At 42.6% G+C, this 21127-nt stretch carries 13 protein-coding genes and 1 pseudogene; 3 read left to right on the top strand and 11 right to left on the bottom strand.

Features of this window, described 5'->3' with window-relative positions; genetic code table 11:
- Window positions 1-1075: 1075 nt before the first annotated feature.
- The 5 genes from PUQ00_RS14640 to PUQ00_RS14620 form a co-directional block, all read right to left on the bottom strand.
- Window positions 1076-6640, bottom strand: a complete 5565-nt coding sequence (locus PUQ00_RS14640; protein ID WP_300417658.1) for a response regulator — start codon at window positions 6638-6640, stop codon at window positions 1076-1078.
- A gap of 136 nt (window positions 6641-6776) precedes the next feature.
- Window positions 6777-9725: a methyl-accepting chemotaxis protein gene (locus PUQ00_RS14635; RefSeq protein ID WP_300417655.1), complete on the bottom strand. Its 2949-nt coding sequence runs from the start codon at window positions 9723-9725 to the stop codon at window positions 6777-6779.
- A gap of 14 nt (window positions 9726-9739) precedes the next feature.
- A complete protein-coding gene (locus PUQ00_RS14630; RefSeq protein ID WP_300417652.1) occupies window positions 9740-10270 on the bottom strand; it encodes a chemotaxis protein CheW in 531 nt (176 codons plus the stop codon).
- A gap of 13 nt (window positions 10271-10283) precedes the next feature.
- Window positions 10284-10649 (bottom strand): response regulator, encoded by a 366-nt coding sequence (locus PUQ00_RS14625; protein WP_069073698.1) that lies wholly within the window; start codon window positions 10647-10649, stop codon window positions 10284-10286.
- A gap of 368 nt (window positions 10650-11017) precedes the next feature.
- Window positions 11018-12196 (bottom strand): response regulator, encoded by a 1179-nt coding sequence (locus tag PUQ00_RS14620; RefSeq protein WP_300417650.1) that lies wholly within the window; start codon window positions 12194-12196, stop codon window positions 11018-11020.
- Window positions 12197-12589: 393 nt separating this feature from the next.
- Between PUQ00_RS14620 and hmpF the strand changes: the two genes are divergently transcribed.
- Together hmpF and PUQ00_RS14610 are read left to right on the top strand one after the other, a co-directional pair.
- The gene (gene hmpF, locus PUQ00_RS14615; protein ID WP_300417647.1) at window positions 12590-14353 is read left to right on the top strand and encodes a pilus motility taxis protein HmpF; all 1764 of its coding nucleotides are present in this window, start codon (window positions 12590-12592) and stop codon (window positions 14351-14353) included.
- 329 nt (window positions 14354-14682) lie between these two features.
- Window positions 14683-15255, top strand: a complete 573-nt coding sequence (locus PUQ00_RS14610) for a hypothetical protein (protein ID WP_300417644.1) — start codon at window positions 14683-14685, stop codon at window positions 15253-15255.
- A gap of 142 nt (window positions 15256-15397) precedes the next feature.
- On the opposite strand, the gene tilS is transcribed toward PUQ00_RS14610, so the two are convergent.
- Window positions 15398-16399, bottom strand: coding sequence for a tRNA lysidine(34) synthetase TilS (gene tilS / locus PUQ00_RS14605; protein ID WP_300417641.1), 1002 nt, complete (start codon window positions 16397-16399; stop codon window positions 15398-15400).
- Between the two features lie 6 nt (window positions 16400-16405).
- Window positions 16406-17023 carry a Uma2 family endonuclease gene (locus PUQ00_RS14600; RefSeq protein WP_300417639.1) on the bottom strand — a complete coding sequence of 206 codons (618 nt, stop codon included), beginning with the start codon at window positions 17021-17023 and terminating at the stop codon, window positions 16406-16408.
- Between the two features lie 678 nt (window positions 17024-17701).
- Here PUQ00_RS14600 and PUQ00_RS14595 point away from each other — a divergent pair.
- A pseudogene (locus PUQ00_RS14595) lies at window positions 17702-18106 on the top strand (DUF559 domain-containing protein).
- A gap of 231 nt (window positions 18107-18337) precedes the next feature.
- Here PUQ00_RS14595 and PUQ00_RS14590 read toward each other — a convergent pair.
- The 4 genes from PUQ00_RS14590 to PUQ00_RS14575 form a co-directional block, all read right to left on the bottom strand.
- Window positions 18338-18997: a Uma2 family endonuclease gene (locus PUQ00_RS14590; protein WP_300417636.1), complete on the bottom strand. Its 660-nt coding sequence runs from the start codon at window positions 18995-18997 to the stop codon at window positions 18338-18340.
- Between the two features lie 256 nt (window positions 18998-19253).
- Window positions 19254-19562 (bottom strand): KGK domain-containing protein, encoded by a 309-nt coding sequence (locus PUQ00_RS14585; RefSeq protein WP_300417633.1) that lies wholly within the window; start codon window positions 19560-19562, stop codon window positions 19254-19256.
- A gap of 223 nt (window positions 19563-19785) precedes the next feature.
- The gene (gene ccsB, locus PUQ00_RS14580) at window positions 19786-20859 is read right to left on the bottom strand and encodes a c-type cytochrome biogenesis protein CcsB (protein ID WP_300417630.1); all 1074 of its coding nucleotides are present in this window, start codon (window positions 20857-20859) and stop codon (window positions 19786-19788) included.
- 51 nt (window positions 20860-20910) lie between these two features.
- Window positions 20911-21048, bottom strand: a complete 138-nt coding sequence (locus tag PUQ00_RS14575) for a hypothetical protein (RefSeq protein ID WP_300417627.1) — start codon at window positions 21046-21048, stop codon at window positions 20911-20913.
- Window positions 21049-21127: the final 79 nt, after the last annotated feature.

Below are 21127 nucleotides of genomic sequence, written 5' to 3'. Positions count from 1 at the left end.
TTAGATTTTCTCATCCACTGTATTGTAAGCTATTCATTACAATTACAAGACAGATGATATTGAGTCATGTAATTGACTACCTTGTTTAGGGTAGTGGATCAGGCTTTTAAGCGCCGTATCAAACTATTCAGTTTGCAAATTCAAAATCTCGGACAGAATTGCTAAATTTAACTATATCTTTATACACTTCTGTCAGACTAGATTCTTACAGAAAGCGATCCGCTTTAAGAGTAACCTAAATCTACCACTAGTCAACTACAGAAAAGCTACATATTGCGTTTTTATAGGCGGTGTGTAGCCAAATTTACTGCTGTTAGAGGTGATAACGTAGTTTTGCATCCTTATAGTGTCTTTTGCTTAGATGTTTATTCTGTTCTCTTTGTAACGTAGGTTTTGGTATAGACAATAGTCCTTTATACAAACTTTACGTAATTAATAAAAAAGTCTGAGTATAAGCTGGTGGACTTGAAGAAGAATTCAGAAGTCAGAATACATTCGTCAGAATGCAATCAGTGGGGGATTCAGACCCGCCACTACGAAAGTTGACCACCAAATTTTCTTGTTTTGTGGGGGTCTTAAACGCCGTTTATTCATCCACCAGTCGCACAAAATACCCAAGTGAATTCTGGCGACTGACTCCTGAATTCTGTTTGATAAAAGTTGCATATTACCTGGAAGTAAAACTCTTGTGGGGTGGCATGTTGCCATTGGTGCCAACTTAACGTGAAACACAGTCTAAAAGCAGCTTTGAGAGGTTTCTCGTTAAGAGTCTCTGACTCTTAATGCCTAATGGGGGGCTACCGCCTCAAGACTTGAGAATTTCCAGCCTCTGGCTGGAAACGAGGTTTTACAGCAATACAATTCAGTTAAGCATTTCTTCCTTCTCTCTATGTTCTCTGTGTTCTCTGCGCCTCTGCGGTTCGTTAAAAAAATTGACTTTCACAAAAAGTTTTAGCCTTAACACCAAGCGTATTGAGTTTTAAAGGGGTTTGGGCTTAAGTTGACATCAATGGCATGTTGCCCACCCCACAAGAGCAATGTTTAATTCAGTTATGCAAATTAGATGTTTTTGGGCTTAAACATTACTCGTAGTGGTAAGAAGTTTTTCCCCTTTTAACATTCGCGCCGCAGCTTCAAGTAGAGCTTCTTCGAGATAGGGCTTGGTAAAGTAGCCACTAGCACCGAGTTGAGCAGCAATTTGTCTGTGCTTGTCTGCACCCCGCGAGGTAAGCATAGCGATCGGTAGGTGGTTGAGGTTTGAGTCTTTCTGAATGCGAGATAGTAACTCCAGACCATCGCAACGGGGCATTTCAATATCGCAAAATACGATATCGCAAGGCAGACCGGAGCGGAGTTTATCCCAAGCTTCCTGGCCGTCACGCGCCTGTTCTACGCGATAACCTGCTTTGTTAAACGTCAGGGATAGCAATTCTCGAACTGTAATTGAGTCATCGACTATCAGCACTGTCGGGTCAATCTTCCCAACAGAGGTGTCTGGGAGAGTAGCTTTCTGTTGCCAAGAACTGCCACCAAGTTGTGTAGAAATCCGTCCCTGGAAGATGTCAATTATTTCCAGCACGTCAGCAATAGGCATAATGCGACCATCACCCAGGACTGTAGCACCAGCTACACCAATGGGTTTAGGCGCTGGCCCTTCAAATTGCTTAATTACAATTTCTTGTTCGCTCAACACCAGGTCAATCTGTAGAGCAATCATAGTATTTGCCGATCGCACCACGACCACAGAAACCATATCATCATCTCTAGTGCCGCCATAGACATTGCCGCGACTGATTTGGCGATTGAAGGTTAAAAGTTCCTTCAGGGGTCGGAATGGCAGCACCGTATCGCGCCACGAAATAAATGATTGACCATTGGCATCGTGCTGAATATTTTTGACTGGTATATCCAGCGTATCTTCTACACCGTCCATCGGGAAAGCAATTCTAGATCGATCAGAGACGCAGCAGAGAGCTTTACAAATACTCAGAGTCAGTGGCAGACGAATTGTGAAGGTGGTTCCCTTACCGATTGTCGAATCGGTGTTCACTGTCCCCCGAATTTCGCTAATTTCGGAGCGCACTACGTCCATACCCACACCACGACCAGAAATTTCATCTGCTTCGTCTTTGATCGTAAAACCAGACTGGAACAGTAGATCGTAGACTTCCAGGCGAGACATGGTTTTTGCCTGCGCTTGTGTAATCATGCCAATCTTCACCGCCTTAGCTTTAATCTTTGCTGAATCGATCCCTGCGCCATCATCGCCTACAGAAAGGATAGTTTGGTTGCCTTGGTAGAAGGCACGGATAGTAATGATTCCCACGGGTGGTTTACCAGCAGCTTGCCTCTCTTCTGGTGTTTCAATACCGTGAGCGATCGCATTATTCAGCATATGAGTTAGTGGATCGGTCAGATGATCCAAAATCATCTTGTCAATCAAGGTGTCACCACCTTCGATCAGCAACTCTATTTGTTTGCCACACTTGATGGCATTGTCACGTACTCCTCGCCGCCAGCGATCGATAGTTTGGGCAAAAGGTACCATTCGCGCTCTTGTTAGTCCCTCTTGTAACTGGGTGGTTACTTGGCGGAATTGCCGCGCTACTCGTTCGGTTTCTTCGGTAACAAAGTCAATATCACTAGATGATTCCCGGATGCGGACAATGCGCTCAATCATCTGCTGGGACAGTGTATGGAAAGGAGTAAAACGATCCATTTCTAGCTCACTAAAACCTCTATCGGCATTGAAGTCAGAGGCTTGCAAACCGGTGTCTTTCTTTTTACGTCCAGCTAACAGAGAAGCTTCCAGTAGCGATCGCTCATACAACTCCTGCATCCTTGCGCCCACATCCGAGAGTTGTTGTACCTGAATCAGCAAGTTATCTAGTGACTGCCGCAGCCGTTCATTATCTTGCTCTAAGGTATTGCGATTTACCACCATTTCCCCAACTAAATTACTCATATCGTCCAGTTGCTTAACTGGAACTTTCATCGTTTCTTCAAATCTCGCAGCCCGACGCGTCGAGGGACGTATAATTTTGCTGGCGTTAGATTTTACTAATGGGGAATGGGATATTGTTTGATCTGCTTCTGCCAGCAACTTCTCCAAATCACCAAATTCATCTATGCCTAGTGATAGAAGGGCTTTTTTAGCCAAGACTGGTTGAGTGCTGAAGGGCTGGCGTTGGCCTAGCCCGTCGTAGACATCGCTAGATATAGCAGCCGCTTCGTCGTTATCTGTACCTAGCAATTTTTCCAGGGCAGCAAAATCTACTTCTGGTATTTCCTTAGCTTTGGGGATGGGTACTACTTCCTCTCCTAGTAATGCTGCCAAGTCTGCAAATTCATCTTCTGGAGCAGCTACTTCAATGGTTTCTGTGGTTGCCAATTCTTCAGTGGAGGCAATAATAGCATCTTCTCCCTCTGATACTGGTGCAACTTTAGATGTCTCTCCTAGATCCCACAAATCGGTTTCTACATCTTCCTGAATAACCGTTTCAAACAGTAGTTGCGAATTCTCATCGGTGTTTTGATCCAAAGAGCCAAATAAATCACCTGGCTGTACTTGGGATGATACTAAATCTGAAGTTTCCCCAAAATTGATATCTAAAGAAGTTTCTGTAGCCGCTAGTTCATCCACAGGATTATCTGTGGTTTCCATCTGAATATAGGTGGAGTCATTTGTAGCGACATCTTCAAATAGCAGTTGCGGATTTTCATCGAAAGATCCGAACAAATCACTTGGCTGTACTTGGGGTGATACTAAATCTGAAGTTTCCCCAAAATTGATATCTAGAGAAGTTTCTGTAGCCGCTAGTTCATCCACAGGATTATCTGTGGTTTCCATCTGAATATAGGTGGAGTCATTTGTAGCGACATCTTCAAATAGCAGTTGCGGATTTTCATCGAAAGATCCGAACAAATCACTTGGCTGTACTTGGGGTGATACTAAATCTGAAGTTTCCCCAAAATTGATATCTAGAGAAGTTTCTGTAGCCGCTAGTTCATCCACAGGATTATCTGTGGTTTCCATCTGAATATAGGTGGAGTCATTTGTAGCGACATCTTCAAACAGCAGTTGCGGATTTTCATCGAAAGACCCGAATGGATTAAGTTCCAGATCAACATCAGATATTTCTGGGGGCTGATTAGTAAATTCTGGAACAAAATCTAAAGCTTCTGGTTGTTGCGATCGCCTGAAAATTTCTGACTCTGGATGCGGTGCGAATAACCGCGTTTCAGTCGTGGAAGCATCGTTGATTGCAGGGGAAATAGTTGAGTTACTCGGCGCTAACTGATCAAATAAATCATCTTCCGAATCTGATGAGAATACTAAATCTAGCTGCTCTTGGTGCTGGAAATTGAGATGAAAATCTTCTTCTATGTCAAAACTGGCTATAGGAGAAGGTATGGGCTGCTGACTATCGGCAAAAATGTCATCAGTCGCAGCAAACAAACTCTCCTCTAACGCCCTTTCGACATTCTGCTCAATTAAGGAATCAAATTCGTCCTGTTCCTCTGTGGTTTCCTCGCTCCAGAAGTTGCTTAGATCATTTTCTGATTCAGAAAACTCAGGTACTGTTCCCGGAGATATATCAAATAAATCACCAATTTCGGCTTCACTTGTAGGCAGTAGTGTCTGTTCTTCTTCAGCAAACAGGCTATCCAAAGACAAGCCTGTTTGCTGGGGTAATTCTATGTAGTCACTAGGGGTAATTTGTTCTACCCAATTTGCATTTCTAGTTTCTAAGAATAAATTATCAAAACTATTTTGTAGGTTGGTAGATAGTTCTATCCCGATGATGGCTGTGTCAACGTCTTTGACGAACGCCTCAATTTCTGGTTGAGTCACTTCGCCTGTAGGCAATAGTTCACTATCATCATCTAGTGCTAGTGTCAATATATCTTCAACTACATCGTTTTTGTTGACACTATTTTGGACAATCTCCCCAGGAAACTGGTTTGTATCACTAGGGACATCAGTAAATTCTGGTAAATTTTCGGGAGGAGAAGAGTCTAAATTTATATCAATTACGTTAATATCCGTCAACTCTAGAGTCGTGGCAGATGTTTGTTGATTTTGCGGTTCTGAATTTTCTTTTTCTAGGAAATTGTCATCAAATAAGAGGGATAAATCTTGTGTCGCGGCTGTGGTTGTTGGATGCTGCTTGTTGCTTATGTCTTTATCAAAGGAGAGTAAATCGAATAAATCGCTATGGGCTTCCTCAGCGTCAGTGCTGCTGAAATCAATTCCAAAGTCATCGATCGCAACAATATTTAAGGTTTCTTCTTGATGCCAGCTTTCATCTAGTTCGGGAGTCTCACCTGCAAATAAATCAGCAAGCGTATTTAACTCAGCTATTCCTACCTCTGGGCCATTGGGGTCAAGATTGTTACTGATTGGATGTGCTTCCTCATGTGCAGTGAAAGCAAGACTAGTATGAGTTGCAGCGTTTAGTAGTGTTTCTTGGACAAGATAGGGGCGTTCGCTAATATCTTCGTCTAGATTAAGTTCTTCAGTTGCCTGGGCTAGGTTAGTTTTGACTAACGGCTCAGTGTTAACAGATAAAATTGGCTCCGAGGCAGTTGATAATTCTGTCAAAGCCGTAAACTGTTCATCAAACAAATCAGGGGTAATTTCTAATAACTCAATTTCTGCAAAGCTCAAAAGTGCTTCTAGTTGCTGACTAATTGCAATTTCGGCTTCCCTACCTTGCAGGACTAATTCTTGAGCTTGCTTGATTTGGGTAATGACAATTTTAGCTAAGGTTAGATAAGTATTTTCAGGATTGCCGATCGCACTGGCTGCTGCTTGACACAAACCACACCACTTGGACAAATTCCAAGTCTCACCAAGTTTGACTAACTGGTAACAGCATTGCTGAAGGTTTTGCCGAGTTGAGGGTGTTGTGGTTTGCTTAAATAGTTGCAACATTTCCCGCAGTGTTTGCAACACTTGGGCTTGAAACTCGCTCCAGTTATTATTTTCTTTAGCGGTCACTGGCGATCGCACAGCGTTGACGACTCTGCTATCGTCTTGCACCTCCTGCGGTGCTACAGAGAAAGATATTTCTGAAGATTCCTGATCGATATCTTCTGCCAAACGGGGAATATCTGGCCGCAGGAAAAATTCTGTAAGTGTGGAGACATTATCTTCTACAGAGGTTGTCTGTAGTCCTGTTGCGTCAGGACTGCTGCCTACTCCACTGTTGGCTTGTTGTACAAGTAGTTCCAAATGCTGATACAGCCATTGAAAGACCGGCTCAGTTTCTGACATCAAAGTATTAGCCGTATCTTCCGAAAGACCAAATGGCCCGCTCAACTGCTCTAACAGCGCTTTTAAAGTATCAGATACACCGAGAAATAAAGACTCTAACTTTTCGTCAATCTTAACCGGATTATCTTTGAGAATTTTGAAACAATCTTCCAGACGGTGGGAGGTATGCTGGATGCTAGTCAATCCAAGCATCGCGGCTCCTCCTTTGATGGAGTGAGCCGCCCGGAAGACTTCACTGATCATTTCCGGGTCGTTCAAGGTACTCTCTAAATTCAGCAACCCCTGCTCAATGGTATTCAGGTGATCCCTGGCTTCTTCGATAAAGTAACCCAAAATCCGCTGTTGTTGTTCCGGCAGCATAGTTTTTTAGTCATTAGTCATTAGTCATTGGTCATTGGTCATTGGTCACTTGTGCTGAGTGTTGCCGTTGGCGCAGCCTCTGGTAGAGAAGTATTGGTCATTAGCAAATAACAAAGGACAAAGGACAAATGACAATTTATCTGGTTTCCATAGTTTCCACTCGGAAACGTTCAACGGAAGCGATCAAGTCACGGGATACACCTACTAAGTGTTGTAGGGCACCTGAAACTCGCTGTGCTTCCTGGGAAGTTTCTTGTGCAGTGAGTTCTACTGATTGCATTACATGAGCGACAGCGCGGGAGGTTTCAGTTTGTTCCACAGTGTCGTTAGTAATCGAGCGCACAAGAATATCGATGCGATTCGCCACTTGAATAATGTTTTCGAGCGATCGCTTGGCTTCTTCTGCCAATTTTGTACCTTTAATTACTTGTTGTGTGCCTTCTTCCATCGCGGTCATTACAGAGCCTGTTTCGCTTTGGATTTGCATCACAATTTGTTCAATCTCCTTCAGGGATTTAGCAGATTTGTCTGCTAGCTGGCGCACTTCATCTGCGACGATCGCAAACCCGCGTCCAGCATCTCCCGCCCTTGCCGCCTCAATACTAGCATTGAGTGCCAGCAAATTAGTTCTCGAAGCAATCTGGGAAATCAACGCCACAATTTTAGAAATTTCTTGGGAAGATTCCGCCAACCGCTTTACTTTTCGGGTGGTTTCGGCAACGGTTTCCCGAATTTCCAAAATCCCTGCCACAGTATTTTCTACTGCTTCCCCACCTTTGAGAGCGATCGTACTAGCATCGCGAGCGACGGTTTCAGCTTCCCGCGCCGCCTCTGCTACCCGTTGAATCGAGTCGGTCATTACCTGTACAGAATTCAGCGTCACTGCCAACTCTTCTGCTTGACGCAAAGCATCACCAGATAAGGCTCTAGCAAAGGTTTCAGAGTTGGTTGCACCTTTTGTCACATCCTTCGCTGCTACTTTTACCTGTTGGACAATATCTCGCAGGTTTTGAATTGTCAGGTTAAAGGCGTCAGCGACAGCACCCAGTACGTCGGCTGTCACTTCCGCTTGGACTGTTAAATCTCCTCTAGCAGCTCCTTCCACATCATCCAACAGGCGAATCACCTGGCGTTGGAGGTTTTCTTTGGCTTCCTCTTGTTCATCAGCTTTCCGTTGGACTTCACTTGTGGTTGTGAAAATTACCCGTGCCATTTCATTAAAGCCAGTGGCTAAATGCCCCAATTCATCTTCGGAATACACTGTGGCTTGAGCATTCAGATTTCCTTGACGTACAGCTTCAAATTGAGCTTGGAGATCATCAGTTGTGCGCCGAATTTGTTTAAGCGCCAGATTCCCCATGAAGCCTGCGGTAGCAAAACCAGCAATCCCAGCTGCTAGTGACATTGCCCAACCTGTGTTGCGGACTGATTCTCGTTGTTGGGGTGGCGAAAATGTGGTGGCGACAAAGCTAACTGTGGCTACAACCAGCGCTGAGACAATGCCCACACTTCCAGCAATTAACCATTGTTTCCTTTCTATGGAGGCATTCTCTAATGGTGCTAACCATCCTTGCTCGATGCTGACATTGGGTTCTAGTTTCGAGACATCTGTTTGGCTAAAGACTGGAACTGCTTCATGCGAACCAGTCATCGAGAATAGTTCTTCGTCGCGATCGCTAGGTGCATTACTTAAAAAAGCCTCCGCGCTTTGAAGGTGGCCACTACCACTAGTTTCTAATGGAGCAGAATGTATTGCTGGATCACCGAAGTTAGAATCTTCTTCTATCAGGTCAAACCCTGGAATGTTGCCTAAATCATCAAATTCCTCGAAGTCATCTAAAAACTCGATATTGCTCTGAGAATTTTCTCCATTTAGTATATTGTTTGAGTCTTCATAAGAGCTTAATCCCTCTGAGCCAAAAGCTGACTCAAATGCTTCCATATCAAAATTTTCATCGTCATCAAAGTTATTTTTATCGATAACTTCACCTGATTTTACTTGCTTTTCTTTCAGAGGAAGATTGCTGCTAAAAGATGAAGAATCATCCGATAAATCAGGCACAAAAGCCGACTGTGTTCCCAAATTTGTTGGTTCCAACAAATTATCTGCTTTGCTTTTCGGCAAATAATCTTGACTGCTGGATTCCAAGTTATTTGTTGTTGCCGAACCATTTCTAAGTTCTTCTTCAATAATCAGTAAAGTTTCCTCTCCAAAACTAGATTTTTTATATTCTAAATTCCCACTCCTAAGCTCTGGAGACTTTGGATCACTCAACAAATCAGAGAAATTATTCTCGCTATAGCCAGTTTGGGAATTAGAAGATGAAGAGTTATTCTTGTCAATATCTGAGTTTCCGTGAGGAGAATCTATGGCATTAGGAAATTCGGAAAACTGACTATTTACTAATGATTCTTGCAGACTATGTTCTGATATATCTTCCTGCCAGAAAGCGGGCAACTCTAATTCTATTTTCTCCTCTTTGTTGCTATTTGACTCTTGTTCTAGTGATTCTTCATTGAAAGCAAAAGGGTCGTCACCAAAAGCTGGAGAAGAATCTGATGTTTTTACTGTTCCAATACTATCTTCTGTAGGTATGTCAAATGGGCTTTTTGAAGATACCTCTTCAACGCGATTCACAGTTTCTTGATTGTCTCCAAAAAAGTTCAAATCAAGGTTATTGCTGTCAAAATCCTCACTAGCGCCCAAATCTTCTAATTCTTGTTTGCTATATACCAGTCCATCAGACATCTCTGAGGAATTTATTTGCTCTTGAGTTCCTGATGTATCAATCTCCCCAGCGAATGACTGTAAATATTGATTGATGTTCTCAATTCCATTATTGGCAAAACCAATAATTTCTTGATCGTCAGTCAGGCGTAATACCTTTTGATATTCTTCTTTTGCGACATCGTACTGCTGTAAAACATAGTAGATGTGACCCCGTAACAAATGAGAGTTAGGGTCATTTGGGAAATTGTGCACCACTTGATTAACTAAAGTGGCGGCAACCTCATAATTCCTTTGAACATAGGCGGTCATCGCCTGTTGATATGTTGGCTCGTGATTATCAATACTTGCTGCCATTTCCTCCTCCAATTTCATCCTGCCCACCTAGCACTCCGTAAAATTGCCATTTGATCGAGCAGTCGTAGAGACTGATTATTTTTAGCACGTAATAACCACTCTCCACGTAAAAAGGGCGTCATAGTATCGGGAACATTAGTTGGTGGCATGAGATTCTGGACATCCAGCCAGTCCATACCACCGATTTCCTCTACTGCTAAACCCACTATTGTGTCTTGCTCTTCAATGGCAATCACCGGAATTTCAGCTCTATCCGTGTTTAATGCACTTGCTTCCCCAAGAAATTGACCCAAATCAGCCACCCAAATAATTCGACCTCGTAAATTTAGAGTACCCAAAAGTAAAGGAGAAGCATTAGGAATCGGGGTGATTCTATCAGGACTTAGTTCAATTACCTCCCGGATACCAGTTGCTTGTAGTGCAAACTCCTGATGCGAGGGAATGTAAAACCTCAAATGTAACTCACCTTCAGGACTTTCTACTTGTAATTCAGGACGGAAATGGTCTTGACCGCCGCCACTTAAAAAGTCCGGTTTGCTGACCATATTGCTTTTATCCTTATCCTCGCAGCAGTTGTTTGACTGTTCCCACCAACTCGGTTGGTTGAAATGGTTTGGCTATGTAGGCATCTGCGCCCTGCTTCATGCCCCAATAGCGATCAAATTCTTCGCCTTTGGAAGAACACATCACCACAGGGACATTTTGGGTTTTTGGATCGGATTTTAACCGCCGACAAACTTCGTAGCCGTTCATCCGGGGCATGACAATATCCAACACCACTAAATCTGGAGGTGCTATTTGAATTGCCTCCAATGCTTCTAATCCGTCACTGGCATGGGTAACAGTTAAGCCAGTTGCTTTTAGGAGGTCGGTAATCATCTCCCTTTGCGCGATACTATCTTCCACAATCAGAACTGTACTCATAAGTGTCTATCTACCTCCTGATGTAGACGTTCCTACTTGGAACATTCCCTGATTCCTCCGCAAGTATTAACTGTATAAATTAATTCTAGTTTTTCACTATTTTCCTGGATATTGATCTTTCACTGAGTTGGCTGACTCTGTGATAACATCTTTTACCTGATCTTTTACTAGATCAATAAATCTTGGATCTCTTTATCTGCCCCATGCCCCTCAGAAGTGCTGAGTTAGGAGTTAGGAATTAGGAGTTAGGAGCGATGCCCTGAGCCTGCCGTCCCTTGCGCGTCTTGTAGACAAGGGTTAGGAGTTAGGAGTCAGGAGTCAAGTGATTAATAAGTAATGCCCAATGCCCAATACCCAATGCCCTATTTTTATTGGTTGTTGATATATTTCTCTACGAGCATAAGTAACTCAGTGTCTGTAAACGGTTTTGTTAAATAATCTGTAGCCCCGACCATCTTAGCTTTGACTCGATCAATAAATCCATCTTTACCAGTAAGCATGATTATCGGTATAAGCCGAAACGCAGTTGAATGTCGCAGCATGGCGCAAACCTCGTACCCCTCCAATTCCGACATGGCAATGTCACATAAAATTAAATCCGGTTTGAGTTGAAAAACCAGACTCAGTGCCTCTAAGGGATTGGTAAGGGCGATCGCTTCATAACCTTGTGGTTGTAGGATGGAATTTATAGTCTTACCGATAGCGATCGCATCGTCAATACATACTATCCGCCCCTTGTGTTTTTCCTTCAATTCCCCGCTATCCGTGTGAATATCAGATTTCGTTGTGATTAAGTATACTAGTTGTAGCCAACCCTGTTGCACATATGGATATATTGCCTTAGCGACTGTCAAAATGTCTCGGTTGAGATAGCGAGCCAGTTGACGCAAGGATGTTTTACCATCAGCCCAATGTTGTAGCTTATTCACGGTTGCTTCTGGTAGCGAGGATTGTAGCTGAACTTTGTCAGATAGCACTGGCAATTGTTCTGGAGATTGAATGTGTGGATAAAGTTGCTTCCACTCTTGCACCTGTTTCGTAATTTTTGTGACAAAAGGAGCAACCTCGAAAGTATTTAATTGGGGGGCAAGTGCCGCATCCTGATGAAAGATGAAGTTACCTTGATGTAAGCTCAACAGGTCAAAAAGAGTTTCATGCACCAAGCCGTGAATGATACTACCAGCTATCTTTGGGTTGATGATATTCTGCTCCAAGAGTGCCCAAAGATAGGCATACTCTGACGCATCGATTGATGGCAGGGAGGCAATTTGTTTGTCGGTGAGTCGCATTTCAACTCGGTAATGACGTAAATAATCGCTAATTTTGGATAAATTACTCTCGCCTTCTTGGCAATAGATAATTTGACCATTCAGGAAAAAGACGAACCAAGACTGTTGTTTGAGGCGATATTTGCTAGCTCCCTCTCCACCCAGTTTGTTGTTATGGTGAGAGCTATGAGCTTCCACCCATAGTTCCCCAGTTCGCTGTCCCAATTCAATCAATTGCAGGATACTGCAAATATCAATTTCATTTAAATTTCCCTGCATTTATCTAAAAAGTACTCCTTAAGTATTGCTGAATTCGGAATTGTGAATTCTGAATTCTGACTTCTTCTTTAAGTATTGATTATGGAGTATTGGAAAGATTATTACCCTGTTCTTTGTTCTCATAAGAGAATACATTAAGCTATAAACCTTAATCTTTCGTAATACACTTCGGCAAACCTAGTGTTAACACGGAAGTCATCATCACTGTCATCAGTACAAAATATAAAGGCGTGACCAACTCGCTTTTATAAGTATCCAAGACGTAATATCTCGCGTCTATAGTTTTGTCTGTCTTGTTCTCCTAAACTTCGGTTCAGTGAGACAAGTTAACAGAATTATTTAAGGTATATCCCAAAACATGAACTTTAAGTGCATCAATAAAGGACTAACGGTGTGCTGTATTTAGCAGAAGTACAAAAACAGAAAGGTGGTTTACTTAGTGGCGGTGCTAAAACCGAACTGAAACTGCTAGCTTGTCAGCGAACAGACCAGAATTGGAGTACTGTGGCGGAAGATGTGATTCCTGCTGAGGACGCAAGCAAATTAAATGATGGTGCTTTGGTACTGGTTGAACTCAATCCGAATCGTCAAGTACAGCGGATTCAAGAAGCAGGGCGTCCACTAGTCAACATTTTGCAGAATTTTTCCCGCCAATTGGAGAAATTTAAGCTCAAGGAAGATGAGATTGATCAGTGGAAGCAGTCCCTGACGTTTCAGGCGCAAGAGTTGAATCGCCGTGAAATGGACATGGAAGTACGATCAGAACAGTTGCAAGAAATGGAGGATGAGTCGCAACGTCTGGAGGAGCAAAAACAGGAAGTTGACACCTCGCGTCAGGAAATTGAACGGTTACAAGCAGAAATTGAGCGCAACCGCCAGGAGTTGGAAGGCGCTTGGGAGCATTTGCGGGGTGAGCAGCGTCGTCTAGACGAACGTCAAGTGGATTTTCAACAAGGGACGGTTTTAGATCAAGAGCAAAGTCGGGTGATGAGTGAGTTACTTGATCGCTTGTCTAGTCGTGCTGCTCCCACGGAAACAGTCAGAGAACAGCTGCATCTGGCTTTTGAATTTGTTGAAAAGCAGCAAGCTACTCTAACCCCACACTGGCAAAAACTGGAGGAGCAAAAAACTGCGATCGCTCAACAGCAAGCAGAAGTTGAGGGTTTGTCACAAACCTTTAGCGATCGCCAAAACGCGTGGGAACAAGCACAAAATTCTCTAGCCCAGCACACAGCCCAATTGCAGGTGAATACAGCAGACCTTACCAGCAAGCAAGAGTATGCTCGGATAATCAAAGAGCAGTTACGAAACAGCGAAGAGTTATATCAACAGATACGCTCTTTGGCTGCAACATCTGGTGATGTAATTCTCGGCCAGCAAGTTGATGTGGAAGCTTTGGAGAAAAAGCCTTTAGAAGAACTAGAAAAAATAGTGCAAGACTTGCAATATAAGGTGGAAATAGACGCTAGCTTTGTTCACGATCAAGAACAAGAACTGAAATATAAACAAGAAACTATAGAAAAACTCCAAACTAAAATAAATCACGCATCTAACCATGACCACATGAATTTGGAAATGGAACTAACAGATGAAAAAGACCTTTATCAGATGCTAAACTCCAGTTTGGTGGGACAACGCCGCAATATGTTACAGCATCAGGAATTTCTCAAGCAACACCAAGGTGTACTGTTACGGCGACAAGGACATACTGTTGCTGATGAAAAAGAAACCAACAACAAAATTAATTTAGAACCGATTCTGTTACAAATTGAAACCCAGCGACAACAATATTCACAGGAAATCCAAAAGTTGGAAGGTGAGATTGAGCAGATCCGGGCTGGTATTGAGCTAAATCAGGGAATGATTAACAATCAAACTCACGATTTGGATGAAAAACGTCAAGATATCAGAGCGATCGAGGAAAACTTGCTGTCTCTGCGAAGAACAACTGCTGAATGCGGTGGTCGGGTGAATCTATATCAAGAAGCACTACAACCAATTCAGGATTCTCTGGATAGTTTACGGCAAAAGCTGCTCTTAATTGGAGAATCTTTGGATCAATTTCAGGAAACTGGTGATTCTCAACTGCAAGCGATCGCACAGTTGCGTCATACTCTCCAAAGTTTAATGCCTCAGCCAGAATTACTGGCGTCTTAATAAATTAGAAGTTAGGAGTAGAGACGCGATTAATCGCGTCTGTACAGGAGTTAGGAGTTAGAGTGGTTCCCAGATGCATGAAGTACATCATGTCAAAACCTTACCCCTAATTGCCTAATAGGGGAGCTGCCACCTCCCTGACTCCCAGAGGCTGGAAACGAGGTTTTAACTTGTCTTTACTAATTCTATCTTGTGAGTTTATTTTGTAAGGATAGTTACTTGTATATTGTAAAGATATATTTCTCTTTTTAAGCGAATAAATATAGATGATAAATTCCTTTTATCTATACAAATTTAACTTTGTATCATGATAATTATAGGAATAAATAATGAAATTTTATAAAAAATTTGGCGCTCTTGTATTAGCTTCTGTTTTAGGAGTTTCTTACTTTCCAGATAAGGCAAGAGCAGTTTCTTTTTCCTTAGTAAACGCAGTTGCCCCTAAGCCCGAACAGCTAGACCTATTTGTGGTTGGTAACGATGGGCGAGTCTACACAAGCTGGTGGCAAGAAGGGGTTAGCGATTGGTCTGGCATCAACGATAACTGGCGATCTATTGGTGGATTCTTCCCAGTGGGTGCACCTGTCAGTGCCGTTGCTCGCAAACCCGGACAGCTAGACCTATTTGTGGTTGGTAACGATGGGCGAGTCTACACAAGCTGGTGGCAAGAAGGGGTTAGCGATTGGTCTGGCATCAACGATAACTGGCGATCTATTGGTGGATTCTTCCCAGTGGGTGCACCTGTCAGTGCCGTTGCTCGCAAACCCGGACAGCTAGACCTATTTGTGGTTGGTAACGATGGGCGAGTCTACACAAGCTGGTGGCAAGAAGGGGTTAGCGATTGGTCTGGCATCAACGATAACTGGCGGTCTATTGGTGGATTCTTCCCAGTACCCCAGTGACTATAAATCGCAAAGTTCAAGAAATTTAGTCTTAACTCCTAACTCCTAACTATTAGACATCTCCAGAAATTAAATATGCGTTATCTAGAACCCTTGTAGAAACGCGAAATTTCGCGTCTCTACATTCTATTTTCGGAGATGTCTATTTCAAACAGATCCAGTCGCCTTCTACTTGAGCGATCGCACCACCAGGAAATGGATCAGTTTGCGATCGGTTAGGCGCTATAATTAAAGCCGTTAATTTTTCGATGTGTTCAAAACTGGGCGCATCAGTCAGTATTTGCTGCAATACCTGACGCATGACGCGACGTTGCAACGCCAATGGTGCTTTCTGCAATACCCGACGATTTAACCGTAAAGGAAGAAGGCGAGTAAGAAAATCTTTTTCATCCCCAATGCCCGATGACATCGCCTCTTCCCGCAACTGCTGGGCAGCTTTTTCTAAATATTCCACTTCCGCTTGGAGAAGTTCTGCTGTTTGGGCTAAGGCTGACTCTACTTGGGGGTTGAAATTTACCCGCAAATATGGCAGTAATTCTTGGCGAATGCGGTTGCGGGCATATTGCAAATCTTGATTGGTGGAATCTTCCCAAATTGGTAATTTAAACTCTTGACAAAATTGCTCTGTTTGTGTACGAGTTATTTCTAAAAGTGGGCGCACTAGCATAATGCCTGTAGTTAGAGGGCGTTGCCAAGTCAGGGCTTGTAAGCCATCAGCACCAGTACCGCGAATTAAATTGTAGAGAAGAGTTTCGGCGCGATCGCTTGCGGTGTGTCCTGTAACTATATATTGATAATTATTTGCTTTGGCGATCGCACTTAAAGCTTGATAGCGCCAATCGCGCGCAGCAGCTTCACTATTTACCGGAGCGATCGCTGTTTCTAAATAAAAAGATATACCCCAAGTTTTAGCTAAGTTTTCGACGTGATGAGCATTAGCTTGGGAGTCAGAACGCCAGCGATGATCACAGTGAGCAATACCTAAATCCCATCCCCATTTGGATTGTAAATCTAAAAGTAATTTTATTAAACATAAAGAATCTTGTCCGCCAGAGACAGCGATTAATAGCCGGTAGTTGCGCTCAAATAAGTGGCGCGATCGGATGGTGCGATGTATTTTGGCGTGTAAGGGAGTCCATGCCATTGCTTCTCATAGTTTTTGGATTTGACTTGCAGCTACAACTTCTTTAACAGTCACCGCTAGTTCTGGCAAGGTAGTAGAGAGAATGCGGTCATTACCCGTAAACTTTTGGACTTGATACTGACTGTCAACCAACTGATAAACAAAAACTGTGGGGAGTTTGGGATTACCGAGATAAGCACGAGAAGCGATCGCCAGATAATCTACAATCCAATACTCAGGGATACCAAGCCGATGATACTCATCTAATTTATCAACATAATCATCATCCCAGTTTGTTGAGGTGACTTCCACAGCAAGTTGAATCGGCTCAATCAGCGCCCCGTAGGCTAAAACATTACTGTTCCACTGTGAACCACTAACTACGCTCACATCTGGTTTTCTGCCTTGTTCTTGCCCAGCATCAGTAAACGTCCTAATGATAATATCTTTATCAGCAATATATTCAAGTCCCAAGCGTCTAATTTCATCATTGAAAGCAAGCATTAAAAACCTTGCCACATTCTTGTGCGCTCTAGTTGGTTCCACTGCTATAATCTCTCCGTTGATCAGTTCGTAAATGCCACCATCAGGGTATTGCTCTAGAAACTCTTCAAAACTTAGTTTTTTAACTGGAGTCTGAACCATATTGTTATCCTGCTAAAAAAGTACTTAAAGTAATTTGTAATTGATAATGACGCTCCTACATTGCTAACATAATTCGTAATTTTTGAAAGTCAGATTCAATCTGGGTTTCCAGGTTTGCATATGTTGGCTTATTTTAGGCAATTCTTGCAACACAAAGTAAATAATTTTGTAATCCTCTCTGTGTATGAGCGTGAACCTTATCCCCAATTAAACGCAAAATATACAGTATCTTGTATAAATTCGCAGGTGATTTTATGGCAGAAATTCAAATCGGAATTGAAGGTGAAGGCGCACCAGCAGCAGCCGAGGCTTTGCTAGAAATTCCTGGAATATCGGGAAGCTACGAAGTACCCACGTAAAGAGAGGGGACTCTCGCTGCCATTGCTACCATTATCGGCATTGTGCGAGTCTTTGATATTCGTGGACGAGTCTTTGATATTCGTGGACGAGTCTTTGATACTCGCGGATGAGTCTTTGATACTGATTAACGTACTGTGCAACTTCTTTCTCTCAAACCTAACCCCCAACCTCTTACCTACAAGGGACGCTACCGTGTTACACATATCTAGATGCTGTGTAAAATGTGATTTGATCCCCCTAAATCCCCCTTCTTAAGGGGGACTTTAAGAACTTTTTCCCACGTTTTCAAGGAGTGTAAAGGGATAAACACTAGAAACTATGACGAACAACCTCAACAGTAGCAATTTCCACTTACCTTACAATCCAAAGCTTGTAGAAAGAGCAAAAGAACTTCGCAAAAATATGACCCCAGTATAAAAAAAGCTGTGGTGTGAATATCTGAGTGATTTTCAATTTCGGGTTTTAACACAAAGACCAATTAATCATTTTATGGTTGATTCCTACTGTCCTACTTTACAATTAGTTATTGAAATTGATGGGGATAGCCATTTTACAGATGAAGGTCAACACTATGACATAGAGAGAACACATATTTTAGAAGGCTATGGTTTAAAGATTATTAGGTTTACAAATAGTCAAGTTTTAAATCAATTTGATAGTGTATGTCAGCAGATACAGGGTTTAATCCCTCCTAAACCCCCTTTTAAGGGTAAAATTTCTTAAAGTCCCCCTTTTTAAGGGGGATTTAGGGGGATCTAAAACGTTTTGTTACCGACCAGAGAACTTTTAAAACATCCTCTTAGATTAAATCAGGATCTACACCGAGCGATGTCTAACGACAAGCCGCTCCGCATCTACGCAATTGTTATGCTTTATTTCATTAATGCATTTTGATAGCAATTCAGGACAGAAAATTAGGATCTACACCGAGCGCAACCGTTGGACGCGTTGTAATTATTGTTTTGCTTGCTGTGCTTCTTGTTGAGCTTGTTTCATCTGTTCTTCTGGTGTTAAAAACCGTTCACCTTGCTCGTCATACCAATACAACCACTCGCGCTTAATGCCTAGATAAGTTCCCCGTTCCATGCCAATCGCTAAACCTATCTCTGGCAACCAAACGCGTAGGCATAGCCCGTCGTAGACATCGCCATCATGTAATTCATAAGCATTATTAACTAATTTGTAAACTTCTAAACGTGGCTTGTCGCAACGAAATGGGTTGTAAATTACATAATACAAAAACCCCAATCTTGCATACTCTGCTTTCTTAGTCGAGTACTCACCGCGATCTATCTGAGATACCACCTCAAGTACCAATATCGGTCGTTTCTTTTCTTCCCAAAGCACATAACTGGAGCGGAGATTTTCATCAAAAAATCGCTTAACGCCCAGACTCAAAAACGCATCTGGGACTATCGCTGGCAAACCTGGGTCGTAATAAATACCCATGCGAATACCAAAAAACCAATCCATGCGTTCTCCCCAAGCCATTGCTAATACGCTTCTGAGTAAATCGGGAATTGATTTTTGTAATTGATTATCTACTAGGGTATCGTCAGAGTCAGGTAGTTCTTTTGAAGAGGGCAAACGAGCTGATGGATCGTAATTTACCATAATGAATTTACCGTTCCTCAGTTATTAGTACATCTTTATTTTATAAATGAATCTTGATAGCAATTTAAATGAGAGAATCAGGATCTATGCCAAGCGATGTCTAACGACAAGCCGCTCCGTGTCTACGCAACCGTTCTCGTAATAATTGAGTTGCTTGCTGTGCTTGCTGAACTTTTTCTTCTGCTTGTTGAGCTTAATCGAGAGGCTCAGATCCCCGACTTGTTAAAGAAGTTGGGGATTTTTCGCTCATTGGGTATTAGTTTTCCACTTGTTTGAGTTTTTGAAAAATTTCATCCAGTGGTGATTCAGATTCATCAGGACAAAATTCTAAAGCTAGTCTAACTTTTCCTTTTTTCCATCCCTGAGTACTAAACTGCAAAACTTCACAATTTAATCCTTGAGTATACAAATTTACTTCATCTGTCTCTTCTGCTCCGATATATTCCTTAATTGCTGTAATTAAATCACGGACTTTAAAAGTTTTAGCAATATTTAACTTATTAAAAGTGTCTGGTTCTATAGACACAACTTCATCATGATTTAGTCTGTCAAATCCATCTTCCATAAAAATCCCCTCTCACTAAATCTATACTTTCCACAGATTTAGTAGTTCATCCGAAATAAAATGATGATTTTGTAGATTTAGTGCTACTCAATATAAAAATTAGTTATAGCGGTTCCCAAGTGCATGAGGTACATATCAAAACCTCACCCCGATAAAGCTGCGCTTCGTCGGGGTGAGGTTAAATTCTACCTGATTCTTATTAGGAAAGGCTATATTAAGGTTCTTAGAAAAACCAACCATAAGAATGCAAACCTTTACCCAAAAGATTCACACCTAGATAACAAACCCAAACGACAACAAAGCCGGTGGTGGCTAAAATTGCGGGACTACGACCTTGCCAACCGCGAGTGATGCGGGCGTGAAGGTAGGCGGCGAAAACTAACCAGGTGATTAATGCCCAAGTTTCTTTAGGGTCCCAACTCCAGTAGGAACCCCAAGCTTCGTTAGCCCAAACGCCACCGGCAATGATCCCAATTGTCAGCAGGGGAAATCCTAGTCCGATGATGCGATAGCTGATATTGTCGAGGGTTTCGGCAAGGCTAAGGCGCTGGGGTGAAAGAGGTTCCGAATTTTGGATTTCGGATTTTGGATTTTGGATTGGGGTTGTTGTGACTAAACCCAAAACAGCAGTGTTACCGTTACCGTTACCGTTGGTACTACTTTCAAAACGAGCAAAGCCATTATTTTCGACAAGAGGAGCTGGTGGTTGAGAAATTACCTCAGATGCTTTGTGCAAGCGGTAGCCGTTGCTGCGATAGCCACCAGTACCTACAGAACTACCTTGTAGTTGGATGTTTTGACCACGAGTCACAATTAAAAAAGCGATCGCTAATAACGAACCCACCATTAAAGCAGAATAACTCAACATCATGACACTGACATGCATCATCAGCCAATTTGACTTCAAGGCAGGTACTAGGGGTTCTGACGTTTGCATCTGGGATGGTAATGTCAAGGTAGCAAAAGCAGCGATCAACATTGCCACAGGAGCTGTAACAACTCCTACTAAGCGACTACGGCTACTATTTTCGGCAATCAGATGGACGGCCGTAATTCCCCAAGTTAAGAAAAACAGAGATTCATATAGATTACTTAAGGGAAAGTAACCAGCTTCTATCCATCGTGCGCCTAATAGAGTAGCTATGCACAAATTAGCGATCGCCATCCCAGCTGTCCCCAAAGCGGCTAGATAAGGCAGATTTGGAAAAGCCGCTCCCCCCCAATACACCAGCATTGTCAGGAATAATATGGCAAAGGAGGCATTGTCCAGCCAGTTCTGGAGTACAACCAGGTTCATAAAGTGTTCTCTCCGTGGATGATTTAAAATACGATTCTCACTGTTCTGATCCTATATGTTTACAGGGTCATGAAGCAGGGAAAATGGGAAATTGGGTATTGGGCATTGGGTATTGGGCATTGGGCATTGGGCATTGGGCATTGGGCATTGGGCATTGGGCATTGGGCATTGGGACTGAATTCTTCCCAATAAAGAATCCCTAATCGCTAACTCCTAACTCCTAACTCCTAACTCCTAACTCCTAACTCCTAACTCCTAACTCCTAACT

It is taken from the genome of Nostoc sp. S13, from assembly GCF_029379315.1.
Lineage (GTDB): Bacteria > Cyanobacteriota > Cyanobacteriia > Cyanobacteriales > Nostocaceae > Nostoc.
This window is presented reverse-complemented; position numbering and strand designations above follow the sequence as displayed.

What these genes read in the sequence shown, in the direction of transcription:
- PUQ00_RS14640 (WP_300417658.1), bottom strand. Translation starts at nt 6,640, where the DNA reads ATGCTGCCGGAACAACAACAGCGGATTTTGGGTTACTTTATCGAAGAA.
- PUQ00_RS14600 (WP_300417639.1), bottom strand. Translation starts at nt 17,023, where the DNA reads ATGGTTCAGACTCCAGTTAAAAAACTAAGTTTTGAAGAGTTTCTAGAG.
- PUQ00_RS14610 (WP_300417644.1), top strand. Translation starts at nt 14,683, where the DNA reads ATGAAATTTTATAAAAAATTTGGCGCTCTTGTATTAGCTTCTGTTTTA.
- ccsB (WP_300417630.1), bottom strand. Translation starts at nt 20,859, where the DNA reads ATGAACCTGGTTGTACTCCAGAACTGGCTGGACAATGCCTCCTTTGCC.
- PUQ00_RS14625 (WP_069073698.1), bottom strand. Translation starts at nt 10,649, where the DNA reads ATGAGTACAGTTCTGATTGTGGAAGATAGTATCGCGCAAAGGGAGATG.
- PUQ00_RS14620 (WP_300417650.1), bottom strand. Translation starts at nt 12,196, where the DNA reads ATGCAGGGAAATTTAAATGAAATTGATATTTGCAGTATCCTGCAATTG.
- tilS (WP_300417641.1), bottom strand. Translation starts at nt 16,399, where the DNA reads ATGGCATGGACTCCCTTACACGCCAAAATACATCGCACCATCCGATCG.
- PUQ00_RS14585 (WP_300417633.1), bottom strand. Translation starts at nt 19,562, where the DNA reads ATGGAAGATGGATTTGACAGACTAAATCATGATGAAGTTGTGTCTATA.
- PUQ00_RS14635 (WP_300417655.1), bottom strand. Translation starts at nt 9,725, where the DNA reads ATGGCAGCAAGTATTGATAATCACGAGCCAACATATCAACAGGCGATG.
- PUQ00_RS14630 (WP_300417652.1), bottom strand. Translation starts at nt 10,270, where the DNA reads ATGGTCAGCAAACCGGACTTTTTAAGTGGCGGCGGTCAAGACCATTTC.
- PUQ00_RS14590 (WP_300417636.1), bottom strand. Translation starts at nt 18,997, where the DNA reads ATGGTAAATTACGATCCATCAGCTCGTTTGCCCTCTTCAAAAGAACTA.